At 65.1% G+C, this 21942-nt stretch carries 14 protein-coding genes; 13 read left to right on the forward strand and 1 reads right to left on the reverse strand.

Translation table 11 applies throughout. The features are described 5' to 3' along the window. Positions 1 to 11 precede the first annotated feature (11 nt). The 7 genes from HF854_RS01085 to HF854_RS01115 are packed head-to-tail and all read left to right on the forward strand — an operon-like array spanning position 12 to position 15697. On the forward strand, positions 12 to 8822 hold the full coding sequence (locus tag HF854_RS01085; protein ID WP_168934621.1) for a KR domain-containing protein: 8811 nt from the start codon (positions 12 to 14) through the stop codon (positions 8820 to 8822). 58 nt (positions 8823 to 8880) lie between these two features. Further along, complete coding sequence (locus tag HF854_RS01090) at positions 8881 to 9651, forward strand: thioesterase II family protein (protein WP_006003916.1); 771 nt, start codon at positions 8881 to 8883, stop codon at positions 9649 to 9651. Next, entirely contained in the window at positions 9648 to 11990 is a 2343-nt protein-coding gene (locus HF854_RS01095; protein ID WP_168934622.1) for an efflux RND transporter permease subunit, read from the forward strand. The genes HF854_RS01090 and HF854_RS01095 overlap by 4 nt, the downstream gene beginning before the upstream one ends. Before the next feature lie 30 nt (positions 11991 to 12020). After that, positions 12021 to 12830, forward strand: coding sequence for an outer membrane lipoprotein-sorting protein (locus tag HF854_RS01100; protein ID WP_168934623.1), 810 nt, complete (start codon positions 12021 to 12023; stop codon positions 12828 to 12830). A 25-nt stretch (positions 12831 to 12855) separates the two neighbouring features. Next, entirely contained in the window at positions 12856 to 14112 is a 1257-nt protein-coding gene (locus tag HF854_RS01105) for a DUF1302 family protein (protein ID WP_168934624.1), read from the forward strand. A 32-nt stretch (positions 14113 to 14144) separates the two neighbouring features. Then, positions 14145 to 14963 carry a class I SAM-dependent methyltransferase gene (locus tag HF854_RS01110; protein ID WP_168934625.1) on the forward strand — a complete coding sequence of 273 codons (819 nt, stop codon included), beginning with the start codon at positions 14145 to 14147 and terminating at the stop codon, positions 14961 to 14963. Next, complete coding sequence (locus HF854_RS01115; protein WP_006003911.1) at positions 14963 to 15697, forward strand: 4'-phosphopantetheinyl transferase family protein; 735 nt, start codon at positions 14963 to 14965, stop codon at positions 15695 to 15697. Before HF854_RS01110 ends, HF854_RS01115 begins: the two co-directional genes overlap by 1 nt. Positions 15698 to 15809: 112 nt before the next feature. On the opposite strand, the gene HF854_RS01120 is transcribed toward HF854_RS01115, so the two are convergent. Continuing rightward, positions 15810 to 16706: a Rossmann-fold NAD(P)-binding domain-containing protein gene (locus tag HF854_RS01120; protein ID WP_168934626.1), complete on the reverse strand. Its 897-nt coding sequence runs from the start codon at positions 16704 to 16706 to the stop codon at positions 15810 to 15812. Between the two features lie 197 nt (positions 16707 to 16903). Between HF854_RS01120 and HF854_RS01125 the strand changes: the two genes are divergently transcribed. The 6 genes from HF854_RS01125 (at position 16904) to nifS (ending at position 21757) form a co-directional block, all read left to right on the forward strand. Then, on the forward strand, positions 16904 to 17566 hold the full coding sequence (locus tag HF854_RS01125; protein ID WP_168934627.1) for an HAD family hydrolase: 663 nt from the start codon (positions 16904 to 16906) through the stop codon (positions 17564 to 17566). A 6-nt stretch (positions 17567 to 17572) separates the two neighbouring features. Next, positions 17573 to 18295, forward strand: coding sequence for an ATP-binding protein (locus HF854_RS01130; RefSeq protein ID WP_168934628.1), 723 nt, complete (start codon positions 17573 to 17575; stop codon positions 18293 to 18295). Positions 18296 to 18386: 91 nt separating this feature from the next. Continuing rightward, a complete protein-coding gene (gene metA / locus HF854_RS01135; RefSeq protein WP_168934629.1) occupies positions 18387 to 19313 on the forward strand; it encodes a homoserine O-acetyltransferase MetA in 927 nt (308 codons plus the stop codon). A gap of 11 nt (positions 19314 to 19324) precedes the next feature. Beyond that, a complete protein-coding gene (locus tag HF854_RS01140; protein ID WP_168934630.1) occupies positions 19325 to 19774 on the forward strand; it encodes an RrF2 family transcriptional regulator in 450 nt (149 codons plus the stop codon). After that, on the forward strand, positions 19758 to 20600 hold the full coding sequence (gene nifU, locus HF854_RS01145; protein ID WP_040368928.1) for a Fe-S cluster assembly protein NifU: 843 nt from the start codon (positions 19758 to 19760) through the stop codon (positions 20598 to 20600). Before HF854_RS01140 ends, nifU begins: the two co-directional genes overlap by 17 nt. A gap of 2 nt (positions 20601 to 20602) precedes the next feature. Beyond that, on the forward strand, positions 20603 to 21757 hold the full coding sequence (nifS, locus tag HF854_RS01150; protein WP_168934631.1) for a cysteine desulfurase NifS: 1155 nt from the start codon (positions 20603 to 20605) through the stop codon (positions 21755 to 21757). Positions 21758 to 21942 lie beyond the last annotated feature (185 nt).

Below are 21942 nucleotides of genomic sequence, written 5' to 3' on the forward strand. Positions count from 1 at the left end.
GAGAAATGACCATGCCACAAGGATGCCATGAAAAACGTCAGGACCTTGTCCTGGACAACATCCCGCTGCTCTCGTTCATGAAACGCTGCGGCGAGAATTTCCGCGAGATACTGGGAGGCCGCAAGGATCCCAGACAGGTCATGTTCCCCGGCGGCAATCCTGACGCCGTGGAGAGCATCTACCAGGATACCCCGCAAAGCCGTTATTATAACGGGATCATGGCCAGGAGCCTGAAGGCCCTTGCCGATGCCCTGCCCATGGACCGCGCCCTCTCCATCCTGGAGATCGGCGCCGGCACGGGCGGGACGACCTCGGCCCTGCTGCCCGTCCTGCCCGCAGGACGCACCCGTTATGTCTATACGGACGTCTCCCCCCTGTTCACGGCCCGGGCCCGGGACCGCTTCGCCGCCTTCCCCTTCGTGGAATATGCCACGCTGGACATCAGCCGCGACCCGTTCCTTCAGGGCTTCCATGCCGACGAGTTCGATATCGTCGTCTGCGCCAATGTCCTGCACGCCACTGCCGACCTGACCGCCGCCCTGCGCCACATCAGCGCCGTGCTGGCCGCGGACGGCCTGCTCCTCCTGCGGGAGATCACCCTGCCCCGGCCGGCCATGGGCTTCGAGATATCCTTCGGCTGCCTGCTCGACAAACTGCGTGACGGGGAGCTGCGCGGCGACAATCCCTTCCTGACCGCCGAGGGCTGGACCCACCTGCTGGACACGGAAGGATTCGACAGGACGGCCTGCTACCCTGCCCCCGCCGACGGCGACCTTGACGAACATGTCATCATCGCCCGCAACGGCAACGGCAGCCGCCAGGCCTTCAGTACCGGGATCGCGCCCGCCCGGACGGACGCACCGGACGGAGACGACACGGGCCATATCCTGCTGGGACGGCGCCTCTCCTCCCCCCTGGCCGTGAGCCAGTATACGGCGGCGGTGAGCGGCACCCTGCAACCCTTCCTGGCCCAGCACCGCGTTTTCGACATCGTGGTCGTTCCGGGCACGGCGCATTTCGACCTGGCCGCCGCCGCGGGCATGGATCATTTCGGTACGGACCGTATCCGGCTCGAGAATGTGGTGCTGCGCGAGGCCCTCATGCTCGACGAAGGCGAACGCACCGTACAGGTCCTTGTCTCTCCCACGGAAAACGGGGCCGATTTCGAGATCTTCAGCCGGGGCGCCGGACAAGGACAGGGGGAATGGCACCAGCATGTCTCCGGCCAGCTCGCCCCCGCCCACGAGCGCTCTGCCGAAAACGTCGACCTGGACCGCCTGCGTGAAGGTTGCGACGAGGTGGACGTACAGGCCTTTTACGAAAAATTCGATGCCTACGGGGCCGTGCAGTACGGTCCGGCCTTCCGCAGCCTGCGGCGCCTGTGGCGCACCCGGGGCGGAGCTGTGGCCGAAGTGGCCCTGGACAGCGCCGAACGCGGCAAAAAAGGCGGTTTCATCATCCACCCGGCCCTGCTCGACAGTTGCCTGCAAAGCATGGTCGCCGCTCTTGCCGCCACCGAGGATGACCTCACGGGCAACGGTTTCATGCCGTTCAGCGTGGAAAAAGTCATCTTCCACGGGCGTGCGCCCGAAACGGTCTGGTGCCGGGCCGTCATGAAGGAAGGCGACAGCTTCCGGCAGGAGATGTTCTCTGCCAGTTTCACCATCTTCACCCCCGAAGGCGAGCCCGTTTGCGAGATCGTCAACCTTACCATGCGCCGTACCAACAAGGAGACGCTGGAACTGCTCAAGGCCGGGCAGCGGCAGCATACCGACCTGTGCTATGACGTGGTCTGGCGCCAGGCCCTGATGCCGGAATCCGGGGACGCTGCCGGGCACTGGCTCATCCTGGCCGGTCGCGATACGGATTTTGCCCGTGCCCTCGCCCGTTCGCTGGAACAGCAGGGCGCTACGGCCATGCTCGCGGCCTGCGCCGGTACGGGACATCCTGACGACATGGCTGCCGTCGATCCCGGCGATGCCGACGCCTTCGCCCGTCTGATCCGCGACTGGCGGCAGGGCGGCACGCCCCGGGGCGTCGTGTTCCTCTGGGGCCTGGACTGCTACGAGACCGACTTCCTGGGCAGCGGCGGCGAAGCTCCCTTCAAGAACCATACGGCCCAGGCCTTCCTGCATCTGGCCCAGGCTCTGGCGGCACAGGAGGACGGCCCGTCCGTGCGCCTGGCCGTGCTGACCTGCCAGGCACAGGCCGCCCGCGCTTCGGATCAGCCCGTCCCCGCTCAAAGCCTGCTCTGGGGCCTGGAAAAATCCGTGGCCAACGAACTGGGCAACATCGCGCCGGTCATCATCGACATGGACCCCGTGGCCGCTCCCGAGGCCCAGCTTCCCACTCTGTGCGGCCTGCTGACCGCCCGCGGATACAAGGAAGACAAGCTGGCCCTGCGCGGCAGCAGCCTGCTGGCCCCCCGTCTGGTACGCGGCCTGCCTGCCGCCCGGCAGGTGCGCAACGCCCCGCTGGCCCGTCCCGAAACGCAGGCCTACCATCTGGATCTCGGCGGCGCGGGCATCGAGAACATCCGGGTCGCCCCGCTGCAGCGGCGTCTTCCCGGGCCCGGCGAGATCGAGATCGCGTCCGAAGCCTACGGCATGAACTTCCAGAACGTCATGGTAGCCATGGGCGTGGCCGACAAGATCAGGACCCTGGTGCTCGACTGCGCGGGCACGGTCTCCGCCGTTGGTGAAGGCGTGACCCGCTTCAGCCCCGGCGACCGGGTCTTCACCACCGTGTACGGCCCCTTCGCTTCCCACGTCTATGCCCGGGAAGCCTTTGCGGCCTCCATACCGGAAGGCATGCCGTTCACCGACGCTGCGGTGATCCCCACCGTCTTCATGACCGCCTGGCAGGCGCTCGTCCATGCGGCACGCCTCCAGCCCGGCGAACGGGTGTTGCTGCACTCGGCCACAGGGGGCGTGGGCCTTGCCGCCATCCAGATCGCCAGGGCACGCGGCGCGGTCATCCTTGCCACGGCGGGCACGGAGCGCAAACGCGCCCTGCTGCGCTCCATGGGTATAGAGCACGTCTTCTCCTCGCGCTCCACGGCCTTCGAATCCCGGGTCCTCAAGGCCACAGGCGGACAGGGCGTGCACGTGGTCCTCAACTTCCTTACCGGCGAGCTGGCCGACAGCAGCATGCGCTGCCTGACGGAAGGTGGCCGTTTCATCGAGATCGGCAAGACCGATCTGCGCACGCCCGCACAGGTGGCGGCCATCCGTGACGATATCGAATACCACATCGTCGACCTTGAAAAACTGGGCAAGGAGGACGAGGCGCAGATGCGCGGCATCTTCGCCGCCGTCATGGAAGGTTTTGCCGCCGGGCACTACACCCCCATAGCCCGGCGCGTCTTCACCATGGATGCCGCCAGGGACGCCTTCCGCTACATGCTCGAAGGACGCCATATCGGCAAGGTCGTCGTACGCAACGACTTTGCCCCCAGGCACGAAGGCATCCGCCGGGAGGCGGCCTACCTCGTCACTGGTGGCCTGAGCGACCTGGGCCTGGCGCTGGCCGCCCACCTAGCTGCCCGTGGTGCCGGACAGGTGTGGCTGCTGGGACGCCGCCTGCCTGAGGCCGGTTCCGCCGGCGCGGCCGCGGTGGAAAAGATCGCCGCCACAGGATGCGATGTCCGCCTCCTGCAAGTGGACGTGACGGACAGGACCGCCCTGGCCGAGGCGTTCGGCACGCATCTGCTGCCCTCTCCCAGGCCGCTGGCGGGCGTCTTCCATCTGGCCGGCCTGCTGGACGACGCGCCCCTGTCCCGTCTCGACTGGGCCCGCTTCAATACCGTCCTCTCCCCCAAGGTGGACGGCAGCTGGTTCCTGCATGAACTGACACGCGATCTGGCGCTCGACCACTTCGTGGTCTTCTCCTCCATCGCCTCGGTCTTCGGTACGCACGGCCAGGCCAACCACGTGGCCGCCAACACGTTCATGGACGCCCTCGTGGCTGCCCGCCGCGCTGACTTCCTCCCCGGCCTCAGCATCAACTGGGGAGCCTGGGGCGAGCTGGGGACCGTGGTGCGTCTGGGCATCCTCGACCGCATCCGCCAGCAGGGCGTCGAGGGCTTCGATACGGCCACAGGACTTGCCGTCCTCGACAGGCTCATGGCGTCCGGCGAGGGGAGCAATGTCGTCACCCGCATGGACTGGAACCGGATGCTGCCCATCCTGCAGGCCACTGCCGGCGCCGCCATGTACGAAGAGCTCCGGCACAGCCCCGCCGCCGCCCGCCCGGCCGAGACCGCGGGCAACAGCAGGCTTGCCGCGGAACTGCGCGCCCTTCCCATGAGCGGAAGGGAAGAACGGTTGCGCGCCTATCTCAAGAAAGAGATCGCCGGTTTCCTGCGCCTCGAAGAGGATGCCATCCCCGAGGATGTCAACCTGACCAGCCTGGGCATGGATTCGCTCATCAGCCTCGACCTGTTCCAGCGTATCAGCCGGGATCTGAAGATCCGCATCGCGCCGCACGAAGTCTCCGCCACGCCCACGGTGCAGGCCATGGCGGCCAGGTTCGCCCGTGACCTCGGCCCGGCCTCCGGCGAAGAGGAAACGGCACCGGCCGTGCAGTCCGGCACCCCCGCCACGAAGGAGGAAGGCGCCGGCCTTTCGGCCCTGCTCGTCCCCGCGCCGGACGAGGCTTTCGAGCCCTTCCCGCTCTCGGACATGCAGCAGGCCTACTGGATAGGCCGCGACCAGTCCGGCCTGGCCCTCGGCGGCGTCAGCTGCCACTTCTACTTCGAAGCCCAGGCCCGGGGCCTGGACGCCGACCGCTATGAAGAGGCCTGGAACCGTCTCATCCTCCGCCAGCCTATGCTGCGTACGATCATCCTCGACGGCGAACGCCAGCAGGTGCTGGAGAAAGTCCCGCATTACACCATCCGGCGGCATGACCTGCGCCAGAGCTCTCCGGAGGAAGCCGCGGCCCACTTCGAGCGCATCCGCATGGAGATGTCCCACGAAGTCCTGGACGTGGGCCGCTGGCCCAACTTCCGGGTGGAGGTTTCCCTGCTGCCCGATGATGCCTTGCGCATCCACCTCAGCTTCGACCTCATCCTGAGCGATTTCCACGGCATCAGCCAGATGCTCGCCGAGCTCTCGCTCATCTACAATGGCCAGGAGGACAAGCTCCCTGTGCTGGACATCACCTTCCGGGACTACCGTCTGGCCGAGGAACGCTACCGGGCCACCGGGATCTATGCCAGGGACCGCGACTACTGGCTCGCCCGTCTGGATGACCTGCCCGCCGCGCCGCGGCTGCCGCTGGCCACCAGCCCTGCCGCCATCGACCGCCCCGTCTTCAGCCGCAGGATGACGACCCTCGACAAGGAGACCTGGCAGCGCATCAAACAGCGCGGCGACGCCCGCGGCCTGGCTCCCACGGCCGTGGCCCTGGCGACCTTCGCCGAAGTCCTGGGGTGCTGGAGCGAAGAAAAGCGCTTCTGCATCAATCTGACCCTGTTCAACCGCCTGCCCCTGCATCGTCAGGTCAATGCCCTAGTCGGCGAATTCACCTCCAACAGCCTCCTGGCGGTGGACCTGACGCAGGGAGGGAGCTTCGAGACCCGGGCTGGACGGCTGTGGAGCCGCCTGTGGGACGACATGGAACACCGTTCCTTCAGCGGCATCCGCGTCCTGCGCGAACTGGGCCGCAGACGCGGCACGGCGGCGGGCATCATGCCCGTGATCTTCACCAGCGCCCTGTCCATGGAATCCTCTTCCGGCACCTTTGCCCTCGGGCAGATGGGGCACGAGGTCTACAGCATCTCCCAGACCCCGCAGGTCTGGCTCGACCATCAGCTGTTCGAAGTGGACGGCGAGCTGCGCATCGTCTTCGATTATGTACGCGATCTCTTCCCTGACGGGATGATCGATGCCATGTTCGAAGCCTACGCCGAGGCCCTGCGCCGCCTCTCCCGCGACGACGCGGCCTGGGGCGATGCCGTGCCGGGCATCCGGGTCATGGCCATGGGCGGCGCCACCGAGGCCTCCATCTGGTCCAACTTCCACGAGACGGGCCCGGACGATGCCCGCTGGGCCTCCGTGCCTTACGGAAGACCGCTGGCCAACCAGGCCTTCGCCGTCCTGGATGACCGTCTCCAGCCGCGTCCCGACTGGGTCGCCGGAGACCTTTACATCAGCGGAGACGGCCTGGCCCTCGGTTACTGGAACGATCCCGAAAAGACGGCCGGGGCATTCCTGCCGGCCGGGGACGGGCATCCCCGTCTCTACCGCACGGGAGACACGGCACGCTACCACGACGACGGCACCCTCGAATTCCTCGGCCGCAAGGACGAGCAGGTGAAGATCCACGGCTACCGCGTGGAACCGGGCGAGATCGAATCCGTGCTCAAGGCCCATCCTGCGGTGAACAATGCGGCCGTCCTGCTCCACAAGGGCGCGGAAGGCGAGCTGTCGCTGACAGCCTATGTGGAAGCCGATCCCGGACACCGGGGCGAGATCGTGCGGGAAGAACGCGCCGCAAGCCGTCTGGAGGACGGGCTCCCGCTCCGGGCGGACGGCCGGGAAGGCCTTGACGAGGAACGCTTCCTGCCTGTCTGGGACAAGATGAAGGAACTCTATGCGGCTGCCGTCACCGCGGCCCTGGAAGAGCTCGGCTTTTTCGGGCACGGCTACCGTGACACGGAGACCTTCCTGCACGACAGCGGCATCAGTCCCCGCTACGGGCGCTGGCTGGCGCGGGCCGTGAAGGCCCTGCACGATCTGGGCCTCGCGGACAGGGACGGGGACGGCGTATGGCAGCGTCGCGGCACGGCTCCCGACAGGGAAGCCTGCCTGGCCTTCTGCGCCGACAGGGCCGGAGAACTGGGCTACAGCCCGCAGGAGATGGCCCTGCTGGCCCGCACCGTGCGCGAGCTCCCCGCCATCCTCAGGGAAGACGTGCACTCGGCGGAATTCTACACGTCCGCGGAAGTGCCCGGCTTCTACCAGAAAATCTTCGGCGCCAGCAACCGGCTGACGGCGGATCTGGTGACCGGGCTGGCGGCGGCTTCCGGAAACGGTTTCCGCATCCTCGAAGTCGGCGGCGGCTACGGCACCGTGACGCGCTTCGTCCTGCCCGGCCTGCCGGACGGCGGCGTGACCTATGACTTCACGGATATCTCCCCCTTCTTCCTGAACAAGGCCCGCGAGGAGTTCGCCGGTTATCCCTTCGTCAACTACCGTCTGCTGGACCTTGATGAGGATCCCCGCCTCATGGGCTTCGAGCCGCATGGCTATGACCTCATCCTTGCGGGCAATGTCCTGCATGATGCGGCAGACATCAGGCGGAGCCTGAAGTACCTGACGGGCCTGCTCAAGCCGTCCGGGATCCTGCTCATGCAGGAGGAGACCGTCTTCCAGCTGCCCTTCGACCTGAGCATGGGGCTCCAGCAGGGCTTCGACAGCGCCCGGGACGAGGAATTCCGTCCCGAGCAGCCGCTGCTGACCCGTGAACTGTGGACGAAGGCGCTGACGGAGGCGGGCCTTTCCCGGCCGTCCTTCCTGATGCCCCCCGCTTCCCTGGAAAGCCGTCTGGGGCTGGAGGTCATCCTCAGCGAAGGCCCGTCGTCCGTGGCACGCTTCACGCCCCGTCCTCTGGAAGACCATCTGCGCGGGCACCTGCCTGCCTGGATGATACCCGTCTCGTGGACGCTGCTGGACAGGATGCCCCTGACCCGCAACGGCAAGGTGGACAGGAAACGCCTGTCAGGCGGTGCCGTACGGCAGCGCCCCCGTACGGGCGTCACCGCCCGGACCAGGACGGAACAGGCCGTGGCCGCCATCTGGAAAAACGTCCTCAGGGTGGACGACGTGGGCGTGACGGACAGCTTCTTCCTGAGCGGTGGGGACTCCCTCTCCGCTTTCCAGCTGCTCCGGCAGCTGGAGCGGGAGTTCGGTTGCCGTCTGACCCTGCGTGACCTGCTGCAGGCCCCCACCGTGGCCGCACAGGCCGCCCTCGTGGACCACAAGCCGGGTGCCTCTGCCGGCGAACTGGTCTGCCTGCATGACGCTGACGGCCCCGCGACCGTGTGCATGATGCATCCCGTGGAAGGCCTCGTGAACGCCTATGCCCCGCTGGCCGCCAAGCTCGGAGAGGTCTCCTTCCATGCCCTCCAGAGCGCCGGTCTTGATGGTGGTCCCCTGCGTACCGCCTTCCCGGACATGGTCACCGCGGCCCTGGAGGCCGTGGAGGGGCTCCCGCGGCCCCTGCTGCTGGGCGGATGGTCCATGGGGGCCTTCCTGGCCTGGGAAACGGCCCGCCGTCTGCTGGCCGGCGGCCAGGGAGAACACCTGCTGCCGCTGGTCCTGCTCGATCCGCCTTCAAAGCCCGCCTGGGACAGCCTCTATGACAGCCGCGCCCATGATCCTGCCGCCCTGCTCGGGCTTGTGGCCCCCGCGCCCCAAAAGGCCCTTGCGGCCCTGGGCATGAGCGAAGGGGACCTGGCCGCACTGGACGCCCCCGCACGGGCCCGCGTCCTGGCCGAGGCCCTGCGCAGCAGCGGACAGCTTGCCGTGGAAAAGGACGACCTGGAAATGGCCGGACGGGTCATGGAGATCATCGACGCCAACCTCAGGGCCCTGCGCTCCTATGCGCCGCAGCCCCTGGAAGGCCTGCCCGTGCTCTACGTCCGCAGCAACAGCATGGAAGAGGACGACGACCGCACGGCCTACTGGCGCGGACTGGCGGGATCGGGCTTCGAGGAGCTGGCCGTGGATGCCGACCACTGGAACCTGCTCCATGATCCCGGCAGCGTGGATGCCATCGCCGCCAGACTGGCCCGTCTACTGAAAAAACACGCCTAACCGGTCTGCCCGTGCCGGGGACGACCCGGCACGGGCAGCATGACGACAAGGAGGAACCATGGATACTGGCAAATGGCTCGCGGGGCCGCAGGAGATTTCCGGGAACGCCGGCGCCTCTCCCGCCCGGCCGAAGATGTTCTGTTTTCCCCATGCGGGAGGCGGCGCCTCTTTTTACCGCAACTGGGAAAGGAACCTCCGGGGCCTGGCCGATGTCCGGGCCGTACAGCTGCCCGGTCGCGAGGAACGCTTCCGCGAACCGCGCTATTACAGCATCCACCGCCTGGCCGATGCGTTGTTCGAAGCCGAGGAAGGCCGCGGCTGGTTCGACGGCGCCTGCATCCTTTTCGGCCACAGCATGGGGGCCAAAATCGCCTTCGAGGTGGCGCGCCGCCTTGTCCTCCAGGGCCGTCCGCCCGCTCTGCTGCTGGTCTCGGGGAGCCGCCCCGTCCACATGCCGCCCCGCAAACTGCTCAGCGACCTTCCCGACGAGGCTTTCGACGCGGAATTGCGGCAGCTGGCAGGGACCCCGGAAGAGATCCTGCGCGAACCGGATCTCATGCGCATGTTCCGGCCGCTGCTGCGGGCGGATTTCGCCATGGACGAAAGCTATGTCTGCGATGCCTGCCTGGATGTGCCCCTGTGCGTCTTTTCCGGGGACGCCGATGACGAAGTCTGCCGGCAGGACCTCGAGGCCTGGCGGGAACAGACCCGCGGGGCGTTCGCCGCGCACATCCTGCCGGGCGACCACTTTTTCCTCAAAAAGGACGAGGACACCTTCCTGATGCTCCTGCGTGAGGAACTCGGCCGCATGCTGGAGCAGACCCGATGAAGGAGTCCCGCGCCCTGACCCGCGCCCGCACGTTCGTCGGCTTTCTGGAGACCTGGCGCTACGGCGTCCTTCTGCTGGTGGCCGTGCTCACGTTCGGGTCCCTTTTCCTGATGCGTGACCTCCGCTTCGACAACTCCGATGAATCCTTCTTCACGGACGACGATCCCGCCGTCGTGGCCATCGAACGCTTCCGGGAGCTCTTCGGCAATGAAGACTTCGTCTATGTGGCCGTCAGGAACGGCGGGGACATCTTCGACCGTGACACGCTGCGACTCCTGGATTCCCTGGCGCTGGCCCTGGAAAAGGACGTGCCCCACATCAGGGAGGTCAAGTGGCTGGGGTCGGCGGAATACATCCGCGCTCACGGGGACGAGGTCATGGTGGGTCCCGGCCTCGAAGAGATCCCTGATGATCCCGAGGCCATCAGGGCATTCAAAAAAGAAGCTCTGGCCCTGGACGACTTCGTGAACGTCCTGATCTCGCCCGACGCCACCATCGCCACCATAGTGCTCGAATGCGAACGCTATCCCGACGGGGCCGACGACCCGCGCAAAGACATCGCCCCGGCAGTGTACCGCGTCTTGCAACGGCCGGAATTCGCCTCTCTGGAAACCCATCTGGCCGGGCCGCCCGTCCAGGACTACGAAAGCGACAAGATCACCCGCAAGGAGACCGTCAAGCTGACCCTGGTCTGCCTGATGCTCCAGGCCCTGCTGCTGTTCCGCATGGGCAACGGCATCCGGGCCGTCATCGCTCCCGTGGCCGTGATCTGCATCAGCATCATCCTGACCATGGGCATCATCAGCCTGGCGGGCTGGACCGTTTCCATGATGGACATCATGCTGCCCACCATGCTCTTTTCCGTCTGCATCGGGGACACGGTGCACATCATCGCCGGGTACCACCTGCACCGCAGTCGGGGGACCGTCCATCATGAAGCCATGGTCGAGACCATGCGGGAGGTCTTCATCCCCTGCCTGTTCACGTCGCTGACGACCATGATGGGCTTCCTCTCCTTCCTCACCACGGACATCATCCCCATACGCATGGCCGGCATCTACTCCGCCATCGGTGTGGCCATCGCCTTCGTCCTGGCCATCACGCTGACGCCCATCGCCTACATGATCCGCCCGGAACAGGAGGCCACCATCCGGCGGGGCGTCCATGACCGTCTGCTCTGCCGCCTCGATGCGGCCCTGCAAGGACTGGCCCGCTGGTCCATCGATCATGCGCGTCTCGTGATCGTCTTTTTCCTCGTGACGTCCCTGGCCGGTGCCTGCCTGTACCAGCGGGTCGTGGTGGAAACGAACACGGTCAAGGACATCAGCACCTCGGAAAAACTGCGCCGGGACTCCGACTTTTTCGATACCTTCATGGGCGGCTCCATGTCCCTGGAGATCATGGTGGACAGCGGCAAGGCCAACGGCGCCCGCGAGCTCCGTTTCCTGCAGGACATGGAGCGCCTGCAGCGCCACGCCGAAAGCCTGCCCGGCACCGTCAAGACCCACAGCATCGTGGACATCATCAAACGCATCAATGAAGTCCTGCACGGGGATGACGGGGCCTTCCACCGCCTGCCGGATTCCCAGGAACTGGCCGGCCAGTACCTGTTCTTCTACGAAACGTCGGGCGGGAAGAACCTGGACAGGGAGCTGAGCCTGCTCAGCGATGTGGCGCGCATCCATATCCAGACACGGAATATGGGCACCCAGGAAGTACGGGCCTTCATGCAGGAGATGGATGCCTTCGTCCGCGACCGGCTGGGCGGACGGCTGCGCGTGGAATACACGGGCCAGATGGCCTGGCTGACCGCCGTGGCCGATTATGTGGGTTCCGGCCAGGCCGCCAGCCTTGCCAGCGCCGTCATCACCATCGGCCTCATGATGATCCTGTGCCTGCGCTCCGTGGTGCTGGGCTGCATCAGCATGCTGCCCAACATCGTGCCCATCCTCATGCCCATGGGCCTCATGGGGCTTGCCGGTATCGACCTGAGCCTTGTCCTGATGATCTTCTCCTCGGTCATCATCGGCGTATGCGTGGACGACACCACCCACTTCTACGTCACCTTCCAGCGCATGTTCGCCCGCAAGGGGACCTATCGTGAAAGCCTGCTGGCGACCGTGCGCACGGTAGGACAGCCCGTCACCTTCACGACCATATCCCTCATGCTGGGATTCCTGGTCTTCACGCTTTCTGCCGTCAGGACCACGGGGCAATTCGGCATCCTTGGGGCGGCGGCCTTTTTCTGGGGCTGCCTCGCCGACCTCACCCTTTCCCCGGCCCTGCTCTCCTTCCTCAAGCCCCTGGGCAAGGAACACGAGCCGCAGGTCCGTGCCTGAGCATCACCATCATCCCGAAAGGAGAACTCCATGACCATCGCATCGCACAGACTCTTTGCCCTTTTCTTCTGCACGCTGCTCCTTGCCGGCAGCGCCCAGGCCGCTCCCGCGATCACAGACCCCGTCAAGGCGGGCTACGATCTGGCCGTCCGGATGGACCAGGTCGACACGAGCCAGGACTCCTACAGCGAAGCCGTCATGAGCATCAACCGCAGCGGCAAGGTGCTGACGCGCTCTTTCAAGACCTATTCCAAGCATTTCGGCAAGGACGGCAAAGACGAATACAGCCTGATCGTGTTCGACAGGCCCGCCGACGTCAACGGCACCAAATATCTCGTCTGGAGTTATCGCGGCCTGGAGCAGGATGACGACATGTGGGTCTACCTGCCGGCCGAGAGCCTTGTCCGCCGCATCAGCGGTTCCAGCAAGTTCGCCTCATTCATGCGCAGTGACCTCTCCAATGAAGACATCCAGAACCTCGATGACGTGGACGAGTACGACTACCTGCTGCAAGGCGAGGAGAACGTGGACGGCATCGACTGCTATGTCCTGGAACGCACCCCCAAAAAGGGGAAAGAGACCCAGTATTCCCGCCAGGTGCAGTGGGTGCGCAAGGATACCCTGCTGCGTTTGCGGGCGGACTACTATGACAAGAAAGACCGTCTGGTGAAAAAACTCTTCTTCTCCCGCCAGGAAAAGATCGACGGGATCTGGACCGTGACGCAGATGCGCGTCGAACGCCCCAGGGAAGGCTCCTTCACCGTCATCGACTGGTCCAACCTGCGCTATGACGTCGGCCTGAGCGACGCCTATTTCGAGCACAGCGCCCTGCAGCGCTAGCTCTGTCCGCTTCCGTACCGCGGCCATGCTGCTGGCTGCCGCCCTGCTGCTCTTCCCCTCCCTTTCCCGAGCGGACGGGGACAGGCCCCTCATGCCGGACTGGCTGAAACTGTCCGGCAGTCTGCAAACGACCTACCGTCAGTCGCCCTACAAGGCGACCCCCCTGTCCGCGGCCCAGCGCTTCCGGCTCGAAGCCAATATCAACCAGGATTCCTGGATACGGGGCTACGTCAGCGGCCATGTGGATGCCGACCTTTCCGTGCCCGGGCGCCGGGACTCCGAGGAACACATCGTGACGCCCGAACTGGGCGAGGCCTATGTGACCCTGGACTCCCGGTATCTGGACCTCATCATCGGCATGCAGCAGATACGCTGGGGAGAAGCCGACAGCCTGAGCACCTTCGACATCATCAATCCCGTGGACTTCCGCAACCCCATCGCCACAGCCCGCAGCAGCCAGAGGCTTTCGGTGGGGGCCGTCGACCTGCGGGCCAACCTCGACGGCGCGGGCCTGCTCGACCTTGTGCTCATCCCCTTCCCCCGTTTCAGCCGCTTGCCCGAATACGGCTCGCCCTGGGAAGACAGCTCGCTGCGGACCCTGCGCCAGTACGCCCGTGCGGGTTTCGTCCGCCGCCAGCGTGAGGACGGCCCTTTCGAGCCGGAAGCGGCAGCGCGGCTCAAATTTTTCCGCCCGGGCTATGACGTGGCTTTCCTTTTTTACCGGGGCTACGAGCACAAGCCTCTCTACACGGCCAGGCTGGACAGGCAGCGCATGCAGGCCCTGGTGAAGGAGATCTACGAGCCCTATACGGCGTTCGGCATCAATACCGCCGTATCCCTGTGGGACTCCACCTTCCGGGGCGAATTCACCATCAAGGCGGGCTATCCCTTCCAGTCCGACGAGATCACGGTGGAGCGCCGCACGGACTACGAGGCCATCCTCGGATGGGACAGGAATTTTCTGACAAACCTGAACGTCAACCTCCAGGCCTTCTTTTTCAGCCACGACGGCGATGCCGTGCCCGGCAAGGACAGGGACCGCTACGGCATCAGCTGGTCCGTCTCCGACAAATTCCTGGACGAGAGCCTGACGGCCGGCATACGCGGGGAGCTTTTCGCCAGCAACGGGGATTACTGCGTGGAGATCTTTTCCGAATACGAATACAGCGACGATCTGCACTTCCTGGCCGGCTACATGCTTTTTGGCGGCGACCGCCGCAACGACCTTGGCCAGTATGACAGGAACGACCATCTCTATCTCGGCGTCCGGTACTCGTTCTGAGCCCCAAACGGATGCCGATCCACGGAGCTGCCATGAAAATAGAAGCGTGCCTCACGGACGATATCGCCAGAACGCTCCTCATCCCCTTGTGGTGCTGCGCCACCCCCTGCCGGGCCAACCCGCGGGCCGCCTACGACCCCGTCGCCGTGGACGTTCTGAAACAACTGGACTTCGATTTCTCGGAGATCAGGAGATCCTTCAAGGAATACGGCCAGGTCTGCTGCCTGGCCCGCGAGATGAACATCGATCGCACCGTCCGGGACTTCCTTGCCCGCCACCCCGAAGGAACCATCATCAACCTGGGCTGCGGCCTCAGTACCGCCGTCTACCGCAAGCCCCCGGCCGAGGCTGTCTGGTATGATGTGGACCTGCCGGAAGTCATCCGGGCCCGGCAGGCGCTCCTGCCGCCTGCCAAAGGGCACAGGCTCCTGGCACGGGACATTTTCGATCCCCTCTGGCCGGATGCCGTGGAGGCCCCGGGGCAACGGGGCGTCCTCCTTCTGGCAGCCGGAGTGTTCCACTATCAGCCCACGGACCTGATGGGGGCGCTGTTGCCCTTCCTCAGCGGGCGTTTTCCCGGGGGGACGCTTTTTTTCGATGCGGTGTCCTCCCTCGGCATGCGCATCAGCAACCGCTATGTGGCCCGCTCCGGCAACAGGAATGCGCCCATGACGTTCTGCATCGACAAGGTCCCGGCCCTGTCCCCCCGTTTCGCCGCCGTGAGCGAAACTCCTTTCTTCCACGGCCTGCCGTTGAGCGGCCTGACGCTGTCTACGCGTGTGAACATCGCCATCGTGCAGCTCTTCGGCATGCTCAAATATGTCACCATCCGCTTCCGGGAGTTCCTTTGATGACCACAGGTGTCCTCTGTTCCGGCCGCAAACGTGTGTACCGCTCGGCCGCCATCCATCTCTGGCGGTTCAGCCTGGCCCATGCGGAGAACGGCATTTCCTGGGCGCGCCCCCTTCTTTCCCCCGAGGAGCTGGAACGCGGGGCCCGTTTCTGCAGGCCCCGCGACGGCAGCCGCTTTCTTCTCTGCCGGGCCTGCGCAAAGACCATACTTGCCGCCCACAGGCCGGATGTCCGGGCTTGCGACATCGTTTTCTCCTACGGTCCGTGGGGAAAACCCTGCTGGCGTGACCTTCCCTTCAGCATCTCCCACAGCGGTACGGAAGCCCTGCTGGCCGTCTGTGAGGGCTGCCCCATCGGCTGTGACATCCAGTGGACGGGGAGCGCTGTGGATGCACACGGTATCGCGGACTTTTTCCATCCCCGGGAACGCCTGGCCCTCGATGCGCTGCCCCCGGACGATTATGCCCGCGGCTTCTATCGCATGTGGGTCAGAAAGGAAGCGGTGATGAAAGCATGCGGCAAGGGGCTGGGCACCGGTCTGGACAGGGTGCTCGTCTCCGCTGAGAGCGGAGGGCACCATGCCAGCATCCAGGAAGCCCTTCCGGACGAAGGCGAACACTGGTGGGCCCCCTGCGCCATCGGCCGGGATGGTTATGCCGTGGCTCTGGCCATCCCGGAGAACGAAGCCCCCCGCCCCATCATCCGGCATCGTCTGGAGATCCCCTTTCGCTGAAAGCCCCAGGAAACGAGCTCCCGCCCAGGAAGGGGAAAGAGCCCCAAAAATGAAAGATGGCTGCCCGGCAAGACCGGACAGCCATCGTGAACATCTGAAGGATAATCGGGGGCTAGATGACCCGTTCGTTTTCCAAAAAGACCCAGTGCAGCAGGCGCTTGTGCACGCGCAGGCGGTTTTCCGACTGCAACAGCAGCAGCGATGCCGGGCTGGCAAGGATGTCGCTGGCGACCTCGATGGCCTGCATGGGGCTGGTGCCCAGCAGGACGCGGGCCTTCTGGTCGGCATGGGACAGCAGGGCATCATCCACCTTCCACTGCTGCGCCAGCTCGTCATCCAGTCCCGAACGGCAACCGGCATAGACGAAGTTGCAGCCTTCCACGGCCTGCTGGGGCGTATCCACAAAGTCCACCTTCACGCCGCAATGACGGGCATAGGTCTCCAGCGTGGGACGGTCCTCCAGCGGCGGCAGGGCCACCTGCAGGCTGAAGGGGAAATAGCGCAGGGCCTCGATGAGGGAGAACAGGGTGCCGTTGGTGCAACCGAGCCAGCCTACGCGGGCCTTCTTGAGATCGTCCCGGGTATAGCGCAGCATGCAGGCCACGTCGGCCAGCACATGAGCCGGATGGGCATCAGGGCTGCCGGCATTGATGATGGGGAACTGCACCAGGTCCCTGTCCACCGAGGTGGCCAGACCGGGGATGCCGTAGACGTACATGCAGTCCACAAAATAGTCGATGACGGCCAGCATCTGGCGCTGGTAACGCTCCACCTCGGACTTCCAGCCGCCCGTGGCGCCCTGGAAGACGAGGGACCCGCCCATCTGCCGCACAGCCGCCGAAACGCACAGCCGCTCGGCGAACGAATCCTGCGCGAACAGCAGCACAGCCGTGCGTTCCGTCATGAAGTCGGTACGGCTCTTCGCATCAGGGATCCCGCGTGCCTGTTGGACCAGCAGCCAGGAGCCTTCTTCACCAAGATCGTTGAGAGTCAAAACGTGTCGGGGCATACATAACCTCCCAAATCAGACGGCAGCGAGATCCGCCACCGGACTCCAGAATAGCAAACAGCCCGTATCCATGTCCAGAATTTGCAGGCTATCCACGACTTGTGAAAACGGCATGACATTTGCCGCCGGATGATTTTGCGGCTATACTGCGTCCTGCCTTGACGGCCACCCTGCCCGGCCCATCTTTCGGAGGTCACATGAAAGCCTGTTTTTTTGATCTGGACGGAACCCTGCTGGACACTCTTGCCGACATCGGCGGCGCCTGCAATGCCGTCCTTGCCGCCCACGGCTACCCTGTCCATCCTGTCAGCGCCTACCGGCGGATGGTCGGCAACGGCTTCCCCATCCTCATGCGCCGGGCCCTGCCCGAATCCGTGGTGGCCCAGGGACCGCAGGAACGTCTGGATGCCCTGACCGAAGAAGGGCGCCGCTACTATGCCGCCCACCTCAGCATCCGCACCACGCCCTATCCCGGCCTTGTCGCGGCCCTTGGCCGCCTGCAGGATGCCGGGCTCCGGCTGGCCGTGCTCTCCAACAAGCCGGAAGACCTTACCTGTGCCCTGGTCCCGCTGCATTTTCCCGGCATCCGTTTCGACGCGGTGCGCGGCGGCCGTCATGACGCGCCCCTCAAGCCCGACCCCACGGTCCTTCTGCAGATGGCTGCCTCCATGGGCGTGGCCCCGCAGGACTGCGCCTATGTGGGCGACAGCGACGTGGACATGATGACGGCACGCAATGCGGGCATGACGGCCGTAGGCGTGGCCTGGGGCTTCCGCGGCGCGGCCGAGGTACAGGCCGCCGGAGCGGACATGGTGGCCGCCGATGCCGAAGAACTTGTAGATATCCTTTTGAAAGCCTGAGGTGTTATGGAACGTCCCATCATCGAGATCGACGAAGAAAAATGTGACGGCTGCGGCCAGTGCGTGCTGGACTGCGCCGAAGGTGCCCTTGCCGTCGTAAACGGCAAGGCCCGCCTGATCCGCGACAGTTACTGCGACGGCCTGGGCGCCTGCCTGAACTGTCCCCGTGGAGCCCTGCGCATCGTCATGCGCGAGGCCGAAGCCTTTGACGAAGCGGCCGCCCTGGCTGCCAAGGCCGCCCGCGATGGCCAGGCCCGTCCGCAAGGCTGCCCCGGCAGCCGGCCCCGCACGTTCGCCGCCCCCGGCAACATCGCTGCCGCTCCCGCCCTGACGTCTCTCTTTTCCGCTGCCGACAACGACATCCCCGACAGCCTGCGTGCCCGTACCCCCAGCTGGCCCATCCAGCTGCGTCTGCTGCCGCCCCAGGCTCCCTTCCTGAGCGGGGCCCACGTCCTGCTGGCCGCCCAGTGCTCCGGCTTCGTCCTGCCCGGCCTGCATACGGACTGGCTGCAGGGCCGCATCCCCGTCATCGCCTGCCCCAAGCTGGACAACAACGGTGACTATGCCGAACGTCTGGCCCGCCTGTTCGCCATGCGCCCTGCCAGCGTCACCCTGCTGCGCATGAGCGTCCCCTGCTGCGCCGCGCTGGAACATCTGGCCCGCCAGGCGCAGGAAGCCGCCGGCAGCCACGCCGCCCTGCATTGCCACACCGTCCGCCTGCCCAGGTAAATCCTTACAAAAATCCCCGGAATAGCCTTGACAAAAACATAGCAGATAACTATGTTTTATTCCGGAACACATCTTGACCAACGAGGAAGCCATGCCCATCCAGATTCCCGCCGACCTGCCCGCACGCAGCGCTCTGGAAAGTGAAAACATCTTTGTCATGACCGACGAACGCGCCGTCCGCCAGGACATCCGTCCGCTGGACATCGTGATCGTCAACCTCATGCCCACCAAGATCGCCACCGAGACACAGCTGCTGCGCCTGCTGGGCAACTCGCCCCTGCAGGTCAACATCACCCTGCTGCGCACGGCGGAGCATCAGTCCAAGAATACGCCCCTGCAGCATCTGGAGCGTTTCTACAAGACCTTCAGCGAGATCCGCCACCGCAGCTTCGACGGCATGATCGTCACCGGGGCTCCCGTGGAGCATCTGCCCTTCGAGCAGGTGGACTACTGGCAGGAACTGCTGGACATCATGACCTACGCCAACGGGCATGTCTTCTCCACGCTCTACATCTGCTGGGCCGCCCAGGCCGCCCTGTACCACTTTTACGGTGTGCCCAAGTACGAACTGCCTGAAAAGCGTTCGGGCATCTTCCGCCACCAGGTCCTGCACCCCGACTGCCGCCTGTTCCGCGGCTTCGACGACGACTTCCCGGCGCCGCATTCGCGCCACACCGAAGTCCGCGCCGAAGACGTGCGCCGGACGCCCAACCTACGCATCCTGGCCGAATCCGACGAGGCGGGCCTGACCCTGGTGGAGAGCCTGGATCACTCCCAGGTCTTCATGACCGGTCATCTGGAATACGACCGCGGGACCCTGGACGCGGAATACCGCCGGGACCTGGCCCGCGGCATGAACCCCCATGTGCCCAGCCACTATTATCCCAATGACGATCCCAGCCAGCTGCCGCGCATGAACTGGCGGGCCCATGCCCACCTGTTCTACAACAACTGGCTCAACTACTACGTTTATCAGGAAACCCCCTACGACTTCGTCATGCAGAGTCAAAACTCCTGAGCGAGGCTGCTATGAAGTTTTCCACCAGAACCCGCTACGGTCTCCGTTTCCTGCTGCGCCTGGCGGCCCAGCCCGACAACTCCCTGCTCCAGCTGGGGCAGGTAGCCCAGGAGGAATCCATCTCCCCCGGCTATCTGGAACAGATCGTGCGCGCCCTCAAGCCGCTGGGCATCCTGCGTGCCGTACGCGGTTCCGGCGGGGGCTATGCCCTGTCCAAACCACCGTCAGAAATCAATATGGAGGATGTCTTCCTGCATCTGGAAGGCGAGATATCCCCCGTTTCCTGCCTCGGACGCGGCAAAGTCTGCCAGCGCGAGGGGCTTTGCTCCACCAGGGCCTTCTGGCATCAGCTGGACGAACACGTCCGCGACTTCCTGCGCCACCAGACCCTGCAAAACATCATCGAATCAGAAAGATCCTGTTGCCAGGATCCGGGAGAACAGCATGTGGAACTACACTAACGCCGTCCATGAACATTTTCTCCGTCCGCATAACGCCGGCCCCATGGAAGATGCCAACGCCATCGGCGAAGTGGGCAGCCTGGCCTGTGGCGACGCCCTCAAGCTCTATCTGAAGATCAACGATGAAGGCATCATCGAAAAGGCCAGCTTCGAGACCTTCGGCTGTGCCAGCGCCATCGCTTCCAGCTCCGTGCTGACCGACATGGTCAAGGGCATGAAGGCCGAAGACGCCCTCAAGCTCACCAACAAGGAGATCGCCGAAGCCCTGGGCGGCCTGCCCAAGGAAAAGATGCACTGCTCCGTCATGGGCCAGGAAGCTCTGGAAGCCGCCATCCGCCAGTGGAAGGGCGAGACGCCCGTGCCCCACGCCCATGAGGAAGGCCGCCTTGTCTGCAAGTGCTTCGGCATCACCGACGCCCAGATCATCCGCGCCATCCGCGAGAACGGCCTCAAGACCGTGGAAGAGATCACCAACTACACCAAGGCCGGCGGCGCCTGCGGTGACTGCCAGGACCAGATCGCCGAGATCCTGGCCGCCGAGCTCAAGCAGAAGCCCCTTACCGAACTGCGCCCGGTCAGCAAGCCCCGCATGACCAACGTGCAGCGCATGCAGCTGGTCATGAAGACCATCGAAGAAGAGATCCGTCCCCAGCTGGCCGCCGACGGCGGCGACATCGAGCTGGTGGACGTGGACGGCAAGCGCGTGGTCGTGTCCCTGCGCGGCCGCTGCGCCCAGTGCCGCTCCAGCGAAGTGACCATCCGCAACCTGGTGGAACGTGTCCTGCGTGAACATGTGGAAGCCGATATCGTCGTCGAGGAAGCCTAGCCATGAAGACCATCTATCTCGATAACAACGCGACCACTGCCGTGGCTCCCGAAGTCCGGGAAGCCATGCTGCCCTACCTCACGGATCTGTACGGCAACCCGTCCAGCATGCACACCTTCGGCGGCCAGGTGGGCCGCGCCGTGGAAGAAGCCCGCGAACGCATGGCCGCCCTGCTGGGCGCCCATCCCGACGAGATCATCTTCACGTCCTGTGGTTCCGAAAGCGACAACGCCGCCATCTGGTCCGCCCTGCAGACCCAGCCCGAAAAGCGCCACCTCATCACCACCCGCGTGGAGCATCCCGCCATCCTCAACGTGGCCCAGTACTGGGAACGCCAGGGCTACCGCGTGACCCTGCTCGGCGTGGACAACAAGGGCCGTCTGGATCTGGACGAATACGCCGCCGCCCTGTCCGACGACACGGCGCTGGTCTCCATCATGTACGCCAACAACGAAGTGGGCAACGTCTTCCCCATCAGCCGCATGGCGGAGATGGCCGCCGAAAAGGGCGTGCTCTTCCATACCGACGCCGTGCAGGCCGTGGGCAAGGAAGCCATCGACCTTGGCAAGCAGCCCATCTCCATGCTCTCCCTGTCCGGCCACAAACTGCACGCGCCCAAGGGCATCGGCGTGCTCTATGTGCGCAAGGGCGTACGCTTCCGTCCCTTCCTGCGCGGCGGGCACCAGGAACGCGGCCGCCGTGCCGGTACCGAGAACGTGCCCTACATCGTCGGTCTGGGCATGGCCGCCCAGCTGGCCGGGCAGCACATGCAGGAAGAACGCACCCAGGTGGCCCGCCTGCGCGACAAGCTGGAACAGGGCCTGCTGGCCGCCATCCCTGACTGCATGGTCAACGGCGATCCCGAGAACCGCCTGCCCAACACCACCAACATCGCGTTCAAGAACGTGGAAGGCGAAGCCATCCTGCTGATGCTGGACCAGCTGGGCATCTGTGCCAGCTCCGGTTCCGCCTGTACCTCCGGCAGCCTGGAACCCTCCCATGTGCTCCGCGCCATGGGCGTGCCCTTCACCTACGCCCACGGCTCCGTCCGTCTCTCCCTCTCCCGTTACACCACGGAAGAAGAGATCGACTTCGTGGTCGAGAACATGCCCCAGGTCATCAAGACCCTGCGCGCCATCTCGCCCTTCAAGAACTAACGAGGATATGCGAGGAGGGAGGGAACTTTTCCTTGCGGAAAAAAGTTCCCTCCCTCCCCTGCACCCCTCCCTCCTTCAAAAACCGCTCATACTTCCACAAGAAAGCCCTCCTGGCCTGCAGGCCCGGAGGGCTTTCTTGTGGAAGGCGCATGCTGCCCCACGCTGTCTGTGATGTCGCATCCGGG

The organism is Desulfovibrio piger, assembly GCF_012843875.1.
Lineage (GTDB): Bacteria > Desulfobacterota > Desulfovibrionia > Desulfovibrionales > Desulfovibrionaceae > Desulfovibrio.

What these genes read in the sequence shown, in the direction of transcription:
- HF854_RS01085 (WP_168934621.1), top strand. Translation starts at nt 12, where the DNA reads ATGCCACAAGGATGCCATGAAAAACGTCAGGACCTTGTCCTGGACAAC.
- HF854_RS01100 (WP_168934623.1), top strand. Translation starts at nt 12,021, where the DNA reads ATGACCATCGCATCGCACAGACTCTTTGCCCTTTTCTTCTGCACGCTG.
- HF854_RS01120 (WP_168934626.1), bottom strand. Translation starts at nt 16,706, where the DNA reads ATGCCCCGACACGTTTTGACTCTCAACGATCTTGGTGAAGAAGGCTCC.
- HF854_RS01105 (WP_168934624.1), top strand. Translation starts at nt 12,856, where the DNA reads ATGCTGCTGGCTGCCGCCCTGCTGCTCTTCCCCTCCCTTTCCCGAGCG.
- HF854_RS01125 (WP_168934627.1), top strand. Translation starts at nt 16,904, where the DNA reads ATGAAAGCCTGTTTTTTTGATCTGGACGGAACCCTGCTGGACACTCTT.
- nifS (WP_168934631.1), top strand. Translation starts at nt 20,603, where the DNA reads ATGAAGACCATCTATCTCGATAACAACGCGACCACTGCCGTGGCTCCC.
- HF854_RS01095 (WP_168934622.1), top strand. Translation starts at nt 9,648, where the DNA reads ATGAAGGAGTCCCGCGCCCTGACCCGCGCCCGCACGTTCGTCGGCTTT.
- metA (WP_168934629.1), top strand. Translation starts at nt 18,387, where the DNA reads ATGCCCATCCAGATTCCCGCCGACCTGCCCGCACGCAGCGCTCTGGAA.
- HF854_RS01110 (WP_168934625.1), top strand. Translation starts at nt 14,145, where the DNA reads ATGAAAATAGAAGCGTGCCTCACGGACGATATCGCCAGAACGCTCCTC.
- HF854_RS01090 (WP_006003916.1), top strand. Translation starts at nt 8,881, where the DNA reads ATGGATACTGGCAAATGGCTCGCGGGGCCGCAGGAGATTTCCGGGAAC.
- HF854_RS01140 (WP_168934630.1), top strand. Translation starts at nt 19,325, where the DNA reads ATGAAGTTTTCCACCAGAACCCGCTACGGTCTCCGTTTCCTGCTGCGC.
- nifU (WP_040368928.1), top strand. Translation starts at nt 19,758, where the DNA reads ATGTGGAACTACACTAACGCCGTCCATGAACATTTTCTCCGTCCGCAT.
- HF854_RS01115 (WP_006003911.1), top strand. Translation starts at nt 14,963, where the DNA reads ATGACCACAGGTGTCCTCTGTTCCGGCCGCAAACGTGTGTACCGCTCG.
- HF854_RS01130 (WP_168934628.1), top strand. Translation starts at nt 17,573, where the DNA reads ATGGAACGTCCCATCATCGAGATCGACGAAGAAAAATGTGACGGCTGC.